Annotated in this window: 16 protein-coding genes; 9 read left to right on the top strand and 7 right to left on the bottom strand. The window is 47.8% G+C overall.

Annotated elements, in window-relative coordinates; translation table 11 throughout:
- Nucleotides 1-11: 11 nt before the first annotated feature.
- Together LKX83_RS14015 and LKX83_RS14010 are read left to right on the top strand one after the other, a co-directional pair.
- The gene (locus LKX83_RS14015) at nt 12-1379 is read left to right on the top strand and encodes an ABC transporter substrate-binding protein (protein WP_227882894.1); all 1368 of its coding nucleotides are present in this window, start codon (nt 12-14) and stop codon (nt 1377-1379) included.
- Nucleotides 1380-1561: 182 nt separating this feature from the next.
- Nucleotides 1562-2128 (top strand): DUF4062 domain-containing protein, encoded by a 567-nt coding sequence (locus LKX83_RS14010; RefSeq protein ID WP_227882893.1) that lies wholly within the window; start codon nt 1562-1564, stop codon nt 2126-2128.
- Between the two features lie 54 nt (nt 2129-2182).
- Here the strand turns inward: LKX83_RS14010 and LKX83_RS14005 are convergent, their stop codons facing one another.
- The gene (locus LKX83_RS14005) at nt 2183-2869 is read right to left on the bottom strand and encodes a TetR/AcrR family transcriptional regulator (protein ID WP_227882892.1); all 687 of its coding nucleotides are present in this window, start codon (nt 2867-2869) and stop codon (nt 2183-2185) included.
- A gap of 136 nt (nt 2870-3005) precedes the next feature.
- On the opposite strand from LKX83_RS14005, the gene LKX83_RS14000 reads away from it, so the two are divergent.
- Nucleotides 3006-4358 (top strand): MATE family efflux transporter, encoded by a 1353-nt coding sequence (locus LKX83_RS14000; RefSeq protein ID WP_227882891.1) that lies wholly within the window; start codon nt 3006-3008, stop codon nt 4356-4358.
- A gap of 11 nt (nt 4359-4369) precedes the next feature.
- Here LKX83_RS14000 and LKX83_RS13995 read toward each other — a convergent pair whose 3' ends face one another.
- A complete protein-coding gene (locus LKX83_RS13995; RefSeq protein WP_227882890.1) occupies nt 4370-5563 on the bottom strand; it encodes an MFS transporter in 1194 nt (397 codons plus the stop codon).
- 255 nt (nt 5564-5818) lie between these two features.
- Here LKX83_RS13995 and LKX83_RS13990 point away from each other — a divergent pair, with 255 nt between their 5' ends.
- Nucleotides 5819-6397: a TetR/AcrR family transcriptional regulator gene (locus tag LKX83_RS13990; RefSeq protein WP_227882977.1), complete on the top strand. Its 579-nt coding sequence runs from the start codon at nt 5819-5821 to the stop codon at nt 6395-6397.
- A gap of 90 nt (nt 6398-6487) precedes the next feature.
- Here LKX83_RS13990 and LKX83_RS13985 read toward each other — a convergent pair whose 3' ends face one another.
- The 3 genes from LKX83_RS13985 to LKX83_RS13975 all read right to left on the bottom strand — a co-directional run bounded on the left by LKX83_RS13985 (nt 6488) and on the right by LKX83_RS13975 (nt 7876).
- Nucleotides 6488-6778: an Rrf2 family transcriptional regulator gene (locus LKX83_RS13985; protein WP_227882889.1), complete on the bottom strand. Its 291-nt coding sequence runs from the start codon at nt 6776-6778 to the stop codon at nt 6488-6490.
- Nucleotides 6771-7340 (bottom strand): YdeI/OmpD-associated family protein, encoded by a 570-nt coding sequence (locus tag LKX83_RS13980; RefSeq protein WP_227882888.1) that lies wholly within the window; start codon nt 7338-7340, stop codon nt 6771-6773. Before LKX83_RS13980 ends, LKX83_RS13985 begins: the two co-directional genes overlap by 8 nt.
- A 71-nt stretch (nt 7341-7411) precedes the next feature.
- Nucleotides 7412-7876, bottom strand: coding sequence for a VOC family protein (locus LKX83_RS13975; RefSeq protein WP_227882887.1), 465 nt, complete (start codon nt 7874-7876; stop codon nt 7412-7414).
- A 100-nt stretch (nt 7877-7976) separates the two neighbouring features.
- Between LKX83_RS13975 and LKX83_RS13970 the strand changes: the two genes are divergently transcribed.
- The 5 genes from LKX83_RS13970 to LKX83_RS13950 all read left to right on the top strand — a co-directional run bounded on the left by LKX83_RS13970 (nt 7977) and on the right by LKX83_RS13950 (nt 12258).
- Nucleotides 7977-8891, top strand: coding sequence for a helix-turn-helix transcriptional regulator (locus tag LKX83_RS13970; RefSeq protein ID WP_227882886.1), 915 nt, complete (start codon nt 7977-7979; stop codon nt 8889-8891).
- A gap of 40 nt (nt 8892-8931) precedes the next feature.
- Nucleotides 8932-9630, top strand: a complete 699-nt coding sequence (locus LKX83_RS13965) for a response regulator transcription factor (RefSeq protein WP_304518332.1) — start codon at nt 8932-8934, stop codon at nt 9628-9630.
- A 4-nt stretch (nt 9631-9634) separates the two neighbouring features.
- Entirely contained in the window at nt 9635-10579 is a 945-nt protein-coding gene (locus LKX83_RS13960) for a sensor histidine kinase (RefSeq protein WP_227882885.1), read from the top strand.
- Between the two features lie 73 nt (nt 10580-10652).
- Nucleotides 10653-11576, top strand: coding sequence for an ABC transporter ATP-binding protein (locus LKX83_RS13955; RefSeq protein ID WP_227882884.1), 924 nt, complete (start codon nt 10653-10655; stop codon nt 11574-11576).
- Complete coding sequence (locus LKX83_RS13950) at nt 11569-12258, top strand: ABC transporter permease (protein ID WP_227882883.1); 690 nt, start codon at nt 11569-11571, stop codon at nt 12256-12258. Before LKX83_RS13955 ends, LKX83_RS13950 begins: the two co-directional genes overlap by 8 nt.
- A gap of 31 nt (nt 12259-12289) precedes the next feature.
- Here the strand turns inward: LKX83_RS13950 and LKX83_RS13945 are convergent, their stop codons facing one another.
- Nucleotides 12290-12712: a tetratricopeptide repeat protein gene (locus LKX83_RS13945; protein WP_227882882.1), complete on the bottom strand. Its 423-nt coding sequence runs from the start codon at nt 12710-12712 to the stop codon at nt 12290-12292.
- A gap of 41 nt (nt 12713-12753) precedes the next feature.
- Nucleotides 12754-13551, bottom strand: coding sequence for a hypothetical protein (locus LKX83_RS13940; protein WP_227882881.1), 798 nt, complete (start codon nt 13549-13551; stop codon nt 12754-12756).

Below are 13551 nucleotides of genomic sequence, written 5' to 3'. Positions count from 1 at the left end.
GGGTGCGTTCCATGATCACAAAAACTCGTTTGGCAATGACAACGTTGGCGTTGGCGCTGGTGCTCGGAGGATGCAGTTCAAGTCCTTCTTCCAACGGAGAAGCAAGCGGCACGGAAAACGGTAAGAACGGCGTTCAAGAAATATCGGTGTATACGACCAATTCGCCCGACCGGTTGTGGGTGAAGAAACTGTCCAGCGAATTCGAAAAGACGCACAAGAACATCAAAGTGAAAATCATCGAGGTTCCGTTCGACAACTTCGACTCGAAGCTCCAGACGATGCTGGCTTCGAATACGCCACCCGACATTACTACACATATTGGGTGGGCCGGCTTTTCGGAGTATATGAGCAAGGATCAGCTGCTGGACTTGTCGCCCTATATGGACAGCTTCAATGCTGCCGAACTCGGCATTCCGGAAGAATTGATGAAGATATTCCAGGTGAACGGCAAGCAGTATGCCATTCCGCTTCAAGCATTCGTCTCGTTAATGCTGTACAACAAGGATCTGTTCGACAAAGCGGGCATCCCTTATCCGCCTTCCTCGTACGACGATGCGACTTGGACCTGGGACAAAATGCTGGAGGATGCGAAGAAGCTGACCGTCGTTTCGAACGACATCACCAAAGTCCAGTACGGTCTTTCATGGGCCTGGTCGGGCGGCGGCAGGGAACAAGATCCGCAATACTTCGGCCATGACGTTTTCCCGGCGGATACGTTTACCAGCAACAAGGGACTCGCCGCCGAGAACTTTTTCGGCAATCCAGACGTGACGAACGATTTGCAGAAACTGGCCGATCTGGTCTTGAAGGACAAAGTAGCTCCGCCGGCCGAGTTCTCGGTTGGGGGAAGCGATGCATTCCTGGCCGGGAAAATCGCGATGGCGGTCGACGGGGCATGGCGCTTGTCGGGGGTAAACGATGCCGGGTTTAGGATGGGCGTGGCCGCGATTCCGATGGGGGGCAACTCCAAGGTCCGGGATGTACTGTGGACGGATGGTTACTGGATCTTCAAAGGCTCCAAGCATCCAGAAGCCGCCTTCGAATGGATTAAATTTATGGCCCAGAAGGAAAATCAGGAACAAATGATCGAGCTGAGCGGGGGAAGCCCTTCGGCTAGCCAGTTGGCTCTCGATAAATACGCGAATTTCTTCAAAGGCGTGGACCCGACGGAAATTAAGAACGTGGTCAACGGCGGCATCCAATACGGTGCGGAAGGCTATGCCCATTTGATGCCGGGTTCCGGAGAGATGCATACCTTGATCGATAACGAGTTGAATCCCGTATTCAACGGATCGAAAAAGGCTTCTCAGGTGACGCCGGAACTCCAGCAGAAATTGAACACGATGCTTGAAAAGAACAGGAAACGAGATTCAAAATAATCCTCAGCCTAAGGTTGTCGGCCGTACGCGGGCCGGCAGCCTTTTTTGTTTAATTGGGCGTAGGATTACCTCTCTCTATGTATGGTGCAAGTTGCCTTATCAAAGCCCTAGCCAACTTTGACAAGTAAATCTAGAGAGTGGTAGATTCTATTTATACTAATTCATAATTTCGGTGGGGCCTCATGAGAAAAAAATTACAAATTTACATATCGTCTACTTTTAACGATCTTATTGAGGAAAGACATACCGCTGTTGAAGCCGTACTCCAAGCCGGTCATATCCCTGCTGGGATCGAGCAATTTTTCAAGGAAAGTCCAATGAAAATGAGGAAGAGATGGATCGACGAGTCCGATGTCTATATCCTCATTCTCGGAGGATTCTATGGTTTAACGCTTCCTGATGAATCCAAGAGCTATACGCATTGGGAATATGAGTATGCCGGGGAAGTGGGCAAACCTAGATTTGCATTTGTCGTGACAGATGAAGCATTAAGACAAAAGCCATACGACTTCGCAGCAATTGAATACTATCAGCAGTTTCAAGCGTTTAAGCAGTCGGTCATGGAACAAATCCCTATCTATTACGTTGAAGATGTACGGCACATTAAAATGGTACTTCGCGATCAATTGCCGGAGTATGCATCAAGAGACGATTTGTATGGCTGGGTTTCCGGCAAGGATGTCCCGGACGTTCAAAAGCTGTTGGAAGAAAATGCGAGATTAAAGGCGGCGTTGGAGAAAAAGAAATGAAAGAGGGGCTGGCACCACCAGCCCCTTTCTTCCGTCGCGGCGATTTTTTACATTCTACTTCTCCTGCTCCTTTATCACCTGCTCAATCCCCAACAGAATCAGCTTCAAGCCGAACTCGAACGCCCTGTCGGTCCCCATCAGCTCGAACAGCCCGCTCTTGAACATTCTCCGGAACAGTCCCGCTTCCGTCTCGCTCATGGAGTCCAGAAGGCGGATCATCTCCTCGCCCGGAAGCGCTTCTGCTCCCTGTTCCTTAAGGATAGCGGAGACATTGCGCTCATGCTGATAAGCGTCCAGAACGAAGTAGTAGACATAGTTTACAAACGTAGTAATGACTTGCATTTTCTGCTCATGCTCAAGCGGCGTCGCTTCCACGCAGAGCAGCATACGGTTAGTGAACCGGATGATGTCCGGTTCATGGGGCAGCGTCATCATCATGAGTTGCGTGGAGCAAGGATACCGGTAGAGCACACGCCGTACCGTTACCGCAAGCTCCGTCAGCTGCTCCTTCCAGTCTCCTTCGGAGCGGAATTCTTCCAGGATCATTTTCGATACCTGATTAGCCAAGCGCTGGTAGAGATTCTGCTTACTCTTGAAGTACCAGTACAGAGAGGGCGCCTGAATCCCCAGCCGGTCGGCCAATCGCCTCAAGCTGAATTTCTCGATGCCCTCCTCCCCCAGAAGCTCCCACGAGGCGGCCAAAATTTTATCCTCCGAAATCTGAGGCTGTTGCTTTTTCATCGTCACCCGCCCTTTTATCTAACAGTGTAAGTTTGTTCTTTACAGGCCTATAGGTTCATGATATCATCTAACACTGTAAGGTTCAAACTAACACTGTTAGATCAGGCCAACCTATATAAAGAAAGTGGTGACCCACATGGATGCAGAAAACCTCCATTATTTTGAAAAAGCACCGATCGCTAAAGCCGTAGCTCACTTCGCTGTACCTATGATGCTAGGTACGTCAATGAGTGTCATCTATTCCATCTTGAATGCCTATTTCCTTGGCACTCTCAACAATACCGCCATGTTAACCGCACTAGCACTAACCTTGCCGTTATTCGCGATCATCATGGCGCTAGGCAACTTGATTGGCATGGGTAGCGGTACATTCATCTCCCGTTTGCTGGGAGAGAAAAAATACGAGTATGTAAAGCATGTGTCTTCCTTCGCCTTTTACAGCAGTTTGATTCTCGGTCTTATCGTGATGGCCGTCGGCCTTCCGTTGATTGATCCAATCGTTCATGGCCTGGGAGCGACGCCGGAATCTTTCGGATTCACGAAGGACTACGTCACGATTATGCTTATCGGTTCACCATTCGTCGTATTGTTCTTCACGCTGGAGAATATCGTGCGCTCGGAGGGTGCGGCAATCACGTCGATGATCGGTATGATTCTCAGTGTTGTCGTGAATATGATTCTCGATGCGTTAGTCATCTTCGTGTTCCACTGGGACGTGATCGGCGTTGCGTCTGCAACGGTCATTTCTAACTTGGTCGCGAGTACCTTCTACGCCTTCCATATGGGATCTAAGAGCCAATTCTTAACTGTCTCCGCAAAATGGTTCAAGGCTACCAAGGACATTCTGAGCAATGTATTCAAAATCGGAGTTCCCGTCTTTATTATGAGTATCTTTTTGGGTGCCATGTCGCTCATCTTCAACCGTTTTCTTGTCGAATACGGAGATCAGGCCGTAGCGGCTTACGGAATTTCATCGCGATTATTGCAGTTTCCTGAGTTTATTCTGATGGGCTTATGCGAGGGAGTCGTGCCGCTCATTGCCTTCTCTTTTACAGCGAATAAATTACGTATGAAGATTACCATTGGATTTACGATCAAAGCGATCGTAGCATTAGCAGTCTTGTTCGGCGTCATCGTCTATCTGATTTCCGACCACTTAATTGGTTTATTTACGAATGATCCGCAATTAATTGAAATGGGCAGCTACATTCTGCATGTGACGTTCTTATCCTTGTTCGTTACAGGAATGACTACGTTATTTACGGGGATCTTCCAAGCAACGGCGCAAGGAACCGCCGCGTTTATGATGTCCGTTATTCAAGGAATTACTCTGATTCCTGTGTTGTTTATTGCCAATCGAATGAACGGCTTCCACGGGGTGGTCTGGTCGCTCGTCATTGCGGATGCCGTCGCCTTTCTTGTTGGAGCCATCATGCTGTATGGTCTGCGGAACAAATTGCAGCCGGATTTGGATCATTTGGTACAGTAGGTGGAATAGCATTACTTCTTCTCCGTCGCAAAATAAAGGATGGCTACGATCGGGAAGGCCATTCCAATCCATAACACGGCACTCCATCCTCCTGCAGCATATGTCCATCCCCCAATTGCGGATCCGATGGCGCCGCCAAAAAAGAAGATAGCCATAAAAAGCCCATTCAGCCGACTGCGAATTTCCGGACTGAGCGAGAAGAGCGCGCGTTGTCCAAGCACAAGGTTTGCGGATACGCCGGCGTCCAATAAAATAGCTGAAACGACGAGAATAACGATTCCGGTGATTGAACCCGTATGGATCATTAGCGGAAGCAGCATCGAAACGATGACAGTGGCAAGTGCAATCCCTGTTGCGGGTTTAGTCCAACCGCGGTCGGCCAGCCGTCCTGCCAAAGGCGCGGCTATTGCACCCGCGACTCCGACAAGCGCGAACAGCGCAATGTGTATCTGCGAAAAATGAAAGATCGGGCCGGATAACATTAACGGAACGGTTGTCCAAAATAAACTGAAAGTAGCAAACGCGCATGCATGATAAGCAGCCCGGCGGCGTAAGATCGGGGTAGTCCGCAGCAAGTGCCGCATCGAACCGAGCAGAGCGGTATAGCGTGTGTCCGTCGTGGGCTTTCTTGATGGTAGCACCTTTGACAGTACGATCGCCAAAACAATAACCGCCGCGGCAGACAAGGCGAATATGGCATGCCAGCCCAGGAAATCGGCCACCAGGCTCGACAACGGACGCGAGAGCATGATGCCAAGCAACAAACCGCTCATGACATTGCCGACAACGCGACCGCGTGAAGAATCGGATGCAAGGTATGACGCAAAAGGCACGAGCACCTGCGCGGCGACCGACCCTATGCCGATGACAAACGAAGCCGCCAAAAATGGCACAGCTTGTTTCGACACTGCCATGATGGCAAGCGCAACACCTGTGAGAAGTAAAGATGCGGCAACCAACCTTCGATTTTCAACGATATCTCCCATGGGTACGATAAACAACAAGCCGACTACATAACCTATTTGCGTTAACGTCACGATCAAGCCCGAACTGTTTGCGGACAGCCCGATGGAAGAGCTAATGACCCCAACCAAGGGCTGCGCATAGTAAAGATTAGCTACAATGACGCCGCATGCGGCAGCCAGAAGCAGGGTCAACCAAGTTGGGATATTGATCTCGATCGTTTGTCTTTTTAAATCCGTCATTTGAGGCCACTCCTTATATCAAAATATAGTGTCACGACAGTTACGATTCCATCCGGCTTCCTTCTCACATCGTTCCTCCATTTCATTTAAAACTGAACGTACAGTTTATAAATTGCATAAATGAATAATATACTGAACGTGTAGTTTTGTAAATAGGCGATCGCAACTTTATTTTTCATTTTTTAACGGTATACTGAACGTATAGTTTATTTTTTATCGGATCAGATAGGTAGGAGACGAAAGAGGTTGATGAAGATGAATGGAAAAAGAGGCAGGCCGCGTAATATAGAAGCTCAAAAGTCTATCCTTACCGCATCTTACGAGTTATTGCTGGAAAATGGCTTTCAAGCCGTCACCGTGGATAAAATTGCCGATCGCGCCCAAGTTAGCAAAGCCACGATATATAAATGGTGGCCTAACAAGGCTGCCGTGGTCATGGATGGTTTCCTGCATGCCGCCACGGACAGATTACCCGTGCCTGATACAGGTACAACCTTTAATGATATATTAATTCACGCCACGAATTTAACCGGATTTTTGACAAGCCGAGAGGGGACAATCATTACAGAGTTATTAGGTGAAGGGCAGTTTGATTCAGGATTGGCGGAGGCCTATCGTACTCGGTTTTTCCGTCCCCGCCGACTTGAGGCAAGAGGTCTTTTGGAAAAAGGGGTTCAACGCGGGGAATTGAAAAATAATCTCGACATTGGCATATGCATTGATCTCATTTACGGGCCGATTTTCTATCGTTTGCTTGTGACAGGCGAATCCTTGGACGAACCTTATGTGGAAAGTTTAGTCAAGAACGCATTCGAAGGAATCCGTTCAACCTAAGTCGTATTTGTCGCACATCCAACAAACACGATTCTTTTCCAAAAACCGGCGGATAGCCCTTCTCCTTTTTGTCTATTCAAGATAACTAATTCAGTTACATTGGTCTGCGTGGTGCAGCTCGAACAGAGGCGTCTGCACGACCGCTTCGTATACTTCCTGCAAGGTGATGGCATCGGCTTCGCGGGCCAGCTTCCATCCGGCCCCGGTTCCTCCGTGCTGGACGGATACCAGTTGGGCCTTCGCCAGCTGTCCCAGAATGCGGCGGATGAAGACCGGGCTCGTGTTCACGCTGTTCCCAATCCGGTCGGAAGCGAAGTATTCGTCCTTGTAATTGACCCGCGACATGGTGGAGTTGTCAATAAGGCCCGGCATCTTAACCATCTAATAGACGTCCATTATCATTCCATTGACCGTACATTTTGTTTTCTCTCGTGTTGGTTATGAATTTGTCTAATCTGCTCTGAAATAATTCTGGCTGATTCTTATTGCTTTGGATCGTGTCGATCCGAACTCTTTTATAAAGATCTGGAAATGCCTTGAAATTCTCATATACTTGCCTTTCCTCTTTTAGCCTTTCCTCTATAGCTCCATCTATTCTGAAAGAATCGTAATCCATATCGGGAAGAACCTTTCTTCCTTCGTCTGTCATCAACCCCAACTTTTCGAGTCGGCGGACACGTTCTTTGTTCAATTCAGTCCATGAGCTTTTTTGGCTTCGAGGGGACAGTCTCTGAGCCAGCTCCGTTTCAGATATTTTCTTCTTGACTCCATCGATCCATCCAAAACACAAAGCTTCCTCGACAGCGTCCAAATAGAAGAGCGTATCCGATTTGGGCGTCATACTGACCAAGACCCAACAAGATTTTTCAGATTTACTATGTTCCTGTAGCCAAAATCTCAACGCTTCTCTCGATTTTACGGGCAATAAAGGATCCAATTCCATATTCGAAAAGAGTCTCCTTTCCACAAAGTAAAAAAATGGCCTTCAGTTGGAAGACCATTTTTCAGAATGCGTTACTGTTTGTTGGATAAGACGTGATCAAGAAACTGATCTGCGTCGCTGTTAAATTTCCAGTTCACTCCAAATTGATCAACCAGCATTCCAAAGCACGAAGACCAAGGCGTATTGGATAACGGCATGATGATATGCCCGCCATGGGACAAATGACTAAAATATTCCTCCAGCTTTTGCTTATCATCGATGACCAGACTAATCAGAATGTTGTTCCCTTTCACCAGCTCACCGGTTACCGCCTTCATGGAAGGCAATATGTCCGACATCATGATTTTCCCGCCTGCGAATGCTATGGAAGACTCCATGATCATATTTAACTCATTTTCCGGCAGGGGGTAGTTTGGATCTTGCGGGATATCCCCGAATTTCACTTTTTTTACTTCAATTGCGTTTAAAGCCTTCGAATAAAATTCAATCGCTTGCTCTGCAGTTCCATCAAAGTTTAAATAGGCAATAGCTGACATCAAGCAATACCTCCTTCTTGTTATGAATGTAGTATACTGAATATGAGGTGACAGCTGTATGTCACCGTTTATACATAAAGTAGAAAAAAGAGGGATAACGATGGAAAAGGTTGAAAGATTAATATCGATCATCATGATCTTGCTGAAAAAGGATGTCGTTTCAACAACAGAATTCGCGCAATTGTTCAACGTCTCCAAAAGGACGATTCTTCGCGATATGGAAACCTTGAGTTTATCAAACATCCCCATCTATTCGGTCAACGGCATTCATGGCGGCTACGGCATTATGGATGAATACAAGTTTGATAAACGTCTATTAACAAGCTCCGACTTAGAGAGTATATTAACTGCGCTCGGCGGATTGGAACAAATTCTGATTAGCGAAGATGTTGAAGTGACTATAAAAAAAATAGAGGCAATGGTTAGCCCATTGTCTCCGAAAGGTTCCATCCAGGTGTCATTTTATGATTGGGAGGGCCGGTCTGAAATTCGTCCAACCTTGAAGAGGTGTCAAGAAGCCATATTAGCGAGAAGGATCATTTCATTCGATTATTTGGACAAAAACGGCATGAAAACGAACAGAATGGTCGAGCCATACCAGCTCCATTTTAGCGAAACGAGTTGGTATCTGAAAGGCTTCTGTTTGCATCGAATGAGATATCGAACGTTTAAGTTATCTCGGATCGATCATCTTCATATGGATGAACAAACGTTTAGCCCCAGAGATGATTTGTTGAAGCAAGAGCAGGAAGCAAGTTATCAACCGGAACTGGTAGAAGTCAAGGCGTTGATTTCGCCCGGCATCAAAGATCAATTCATTGAAAGGTACGGACGAAAGAGTATTGAACCCTATAGTCCCGAACTTTTCTTGGCCACCATTCATGTTCCTCAGAACAGCATTGGATTTCAATTTTTAGCAAGCTTCGGTACAAATCTGGAAATCGTCGAACCGAGAGCCTATGTTGAGGACTTTCGGAATTTTTTAACTAAAATCATGGAGAAATACATTGTCTGATATGATTGAACAAGAAATTATGGAAAATGGTGGGTGAATCATGTCTGGAACACCTCGCATTTTGATCATAGAAGATGACCATTCCATTATCGAGATGCTGCGTAATGCCTTTAGTCGTGAGGGCTTTCTAATCGACGGAGCAACGGATGGCATGGAAGGGTTGGCGCTGTTCTCAAACAAGGACTACGACCTTGTCCTCGTCGATCTGATGTTGCCGGGGCTGGACGGTATGGAAGTCATTCGCAGAATCCGGGAGAGAAGCAAGGTGCCGATTCTCATCATGTCAGCTAAGGATGGGGACGTCGACAAGGCGCTAGGGCTCGGATTCGGAGCGGACGACTATATTCAGAAGCCTTTCTCGACGATTGAGCTGTCCGCGAGGATGAAGGCAGCTATTCGAAGAGCCACGATTTATTCAAGCGCGGAGCCCCAGATCGAACCGTCCGTGAGCGTTGGGGACCTTGAACTGGACTTTGCCAATTATTCCGTGAAGAAAAAAGGGCAAGCAGTGCGTCTAACTGCCAAGGAGTTTGATATTCTAAAGCTTTTTGCGACGAACAAAAACCGGGTTTTCACCAAATCCCAACTCTACGGACTCATTTGGAATGACGACTATATGGGGGACGAGAACGTCATTAACGTTCATATCAGGAGGTTAAGAGAGAAGATCGAAGACGATCCTTCCCGTCCGACTTATATCAAAACTTTATGGGGAATCGGCTACAAATGGGAGGGCTGACGCGATGAACGTTCTCCTTATGACTGTTATCGTCATTTTAACCGGCTTCCTCATCGCGCGTTACCGATCGAACGCCCGGAGAACCTCAGAATTGCGACAGATTCGCGGCAAGTTGGAGCAGATCATGGAGAGACGCTCAGGAGAGAAGCTTCTCCACCTGACCCGGGATTCGGAGCTTCAGGCGCTCATGACCGATATCAATCAGCTGCTCGACAGCAGCCTCAAAGCGTCGGCCGAGCACGCAAGGTCCCGAATCGCATCTCGCAAAATGCTTGCGAATATCTCGCACGATCTCCGAACGCCTCTGACGGTCGTTCTTGGATACGCAGAGACGCTTCATCTGCGACCGCCTGTCGAGGAAGGCGAGCGGAATGAACTGTTAGCCAAACTGTTCGGTAAAACGAGAGAAGCCATCCAATTGATCGACACTTTCTTCGACTTGGCGAAGCTCGAATCCGGGGACATCGATATCCCTTTAAGCCGCATCAATGTCAGCGAGTCCTGCAGGCAAAGTATTCTACAGTTCCATGAACAGATCGAAAGCCGCGGGCTCGCGGTGTCCCTCGATATTCCTTCAGGGGCGATGTACGCGCTCGGCAATGAAGATGCATGGAGACGGATCTTGGATAACCTGATCTCCAATGCGCTGCGCTATGGAACAGACGGCGGAACGATCGGCCTGACGCTGAAAGATGAAGGCGCATCCATTCTTGTGGAAGTGTGGGATCGGGGGAAGGGAATCGAAGCGGCGCATCAAGATCTCGTATTCGAACGATTGTATACGCTGGATGACTCCAGGAACAAGAAGGTTCAGGGAAGCGGTCTGGGCCTTACGATAGCCCGAAGGCTGGCAGAAGCGATGGGAGGATCGATCGAACTGAACAGCAAGCCTCACGAGCGGACCGTCTTCACGGTTCGGTTAAGGAAATTCAACTTAAGAAACGCGTAAGAAACGAGTAAGGAAAAATCGCCATTTCATCCGTTATGATTTTCGTAACAACGGAAGGAAGGGAAGAACGTTCATGACCTACGTCCTGCAGACGCATCGATTATCCAAAACGTTCAAGGGCAAAGAATCCGTATCCGAAGTGAGTATGAAGGTCAAACAAGGGGAAATTTACGGCTTCCTTGGGCCTAACGGAGCGGGCAAAACGACGATTATGAAAATGTTGACCAATCTCATCAAACCAACGTCCGGGGAGATTGAGCTATTTGGCGAGAAGTTGACCCTCACCTCTTACGCCATGCTGGGCAGGATAGGCTCGATTATCGAATACCCCATTTTCTACGACAAACTGACGGCCCGATCCAACCTGGAGCTTCATTGCGAATACATGGGTTATTACAACAAGAAAGCCATCGACGAAGCGCTGGAATTGGTTCAGTTGCGCGGAATCGACGGCAAGCCCGTCAAAGACTTTTCGCTCGGGATGAAGCAACGGTTGGGCATCGCGAGGGCGATTGCAACGAAACCGGAATTGCTTATTCTAGACGAACCGATTAACGGGCTGGATCCGGTCGGCATTAAGGAGATCCGACACCTGCTGCGTATTTTGTCCCAAGAATACGGAATCTCCATTCTGGTCTCCAGTCACCTCCTCGCGGAGATCGAGCAACTGGCAGATACGATCGGGGTCATCAACCATGGCCGGCTGATTCAGGAAGTCTCTCTCGAGCAGGTCCGCGAGACGAATGCAGAATACATCGAATTCCAGACGAATGACTGCGTGAAAGCGGCTTACGTGCTCTCTCATCAGCTGAACATTTCGAACATTCGCGTCATTGGAAATCAGACGATTCGGATCTATGATCTCTCGACTCCGCTTCCCCAAATTAATAAAACGCTCATTATGAACGACGTGGCGATCGAGTCGATCCATCAGAAGAACAGCTCTCTCGAAGAGTACTTCATCGGATTACTGAACGGGGGTGGGCAAAGTGCTTAAGCTCATTCAACTCGAATTGAGAAAATACAAGATCAAAGGCTATATTTGGGGAGCCCTGATAGCTATGGCTTGCATTTTCGGCTTGATATGCCTAATCGCCTTTGACCGATCGGAAGGTCAGGCCTTCCGGGATAGCGAGATGCTGTTCTTTGCAATCGACACGTTTTCAAAGGGGACATTCATCGTATTCGCATCGGTTCTTCTCTCACGCTTCATTATCGACGAATACAGGACGAAATCGATTACCGTTTTATTTATGTACCTGATCAATCGCAAGAAACTGATGGTAGCGAAGCTATTCATTGTGTTCTCGTTCACGTTCGTTTCCATCGTGCTTTGCAATCTGATCGTCGGCTCCCTGATGTTGCTGATCAACCACTTTTACGAATTTATGAATGAGTCATTAACGATGGGACTGGTTAGGCGGCAAGCGCTTGCCATTATCATGAACGCGCTGGCAGCAAGCTTTATAGGTCTAATCCCGCTGTTTTTCGGCATGAGGAAGTATTCGACAGCGACAACCATCATAACTTCCGTTCTGATCGTCATCGCCATCTTCAACGTTTCGGATGGCTTCTCGCTCAGTTCCATTGTCGCCGTCCCCATCGCCTTGTCGTGGTTCGGAGCAATTATCGCATATGCTTCATTCCACAATATCGAGCGCAAGGATATTAATCCGTAACCGCTGATAATGATTTTCTAATCCTGGAACTTCAAATCTCTATTTTTGTCTCCAAAAACGCAAGATACTTTGGGTCATCTTCCATAAAGATCGCAATCCCGGCACCCATGTAAGCCCGGGTCAGCTCGTCTGCCGCCTTTTCAAGGTTTTCCTGTTCGTAATACAATTGCCCTAGCCGAAGATGGATGTAGGGATTCCCCAACCCCTTCGGTCCCTGTACAGCATTAAAAAAACATTTGAATGCCTTATCGTAATTCTTCATCTGAAAGTGGGCATCTCCAATAGCCACATAGATCCACGTTGCGGCCTCCCATTCCCGATGATTTTCAGGCAATAATCGGAGGGCCGCGACGTACTTATTCTTGCCCGTCTCAAGATGGCCTGCTCTCACCAAATCATCGCCTTGCTTACACAGCGCGGTAATTTCGGCATGGGTGGAATCTGAAAGTTGCACCGTCGTCTCTCCTATCCTGTGCGATCCGCTTAACAAAAACGCTAAGGCAAAATTCTGGAAGGCTTTGTTGGAAAAGGCGGCTTCCAGGCCAGCAGGATTCCGGCGTCTCCGCAGTATTTGTTTACGCCTTCCATATCATCCCTTCCAACCTCCCAAAGCCACAAATCATTGCTGATTTTCCTTAGAAAGCCGCGGCCCCGTTCTTTGACAATCCACTCTCCAAGCGTCATGCCTTGGAGTTTGATTTGAAGATGGTTTTCGTTCATCATATTGCAGGGATATACCATTCTCAGCATGTCCCCCCGGTAACGAACCTTCCCTTTAAATCTCCCTGGCGTTTCTTCCTTAAAAATCTTCGAATCCTCATATGGAAACAATTTAATCAGATTCTCGCCTTCCGCATAGTAAAAAGCATCCGCCACTTTTGGGGTAGCATACACGATTCCATACGGATAGCTAAATTTCTTCGATACATCCTCCACAAAGCCGATGAAATTTTCATATATGTCTTCAATAGGCACGGCACACTGAGCATCCATGTGATGAAAGCCGCCAAACTCATCGGTCATGTACCCGAAGGATGCAAACCACGGGGAATAGCCCTTCTGTTCATTAAATAATCGAAATGCCGTAACTTCTTTAGCGTTTATTTTTCTCTTGAGTTCGGAGAGAGCGGTTTCTATCAAATCAACATGGAGTCCCTCTTCATCATTGTTGTATGTATAGTACGCGACTGTTGTGATCCTTGCACCGATAGCATCAAAGAAAGACTCGCCTACAATACAAGCCTCCATGGGAGTAACTTCACTTGTGTCATACATGGCCAAGCCTGTACACAT

It is taken from the genome of Cohnella baijiui (assembly GCF_020731285.1).
Classification (GTDB): Bacteria; Bacillota; Bacilli; order Paenibacillales; family Paenibacillaceae; genus Cohnella.
The sequence above is the reverse complement of the archived record's forward strand: the minus strand, read 5'-3'. Positions and strand labels throughout refer to the sequence as shown.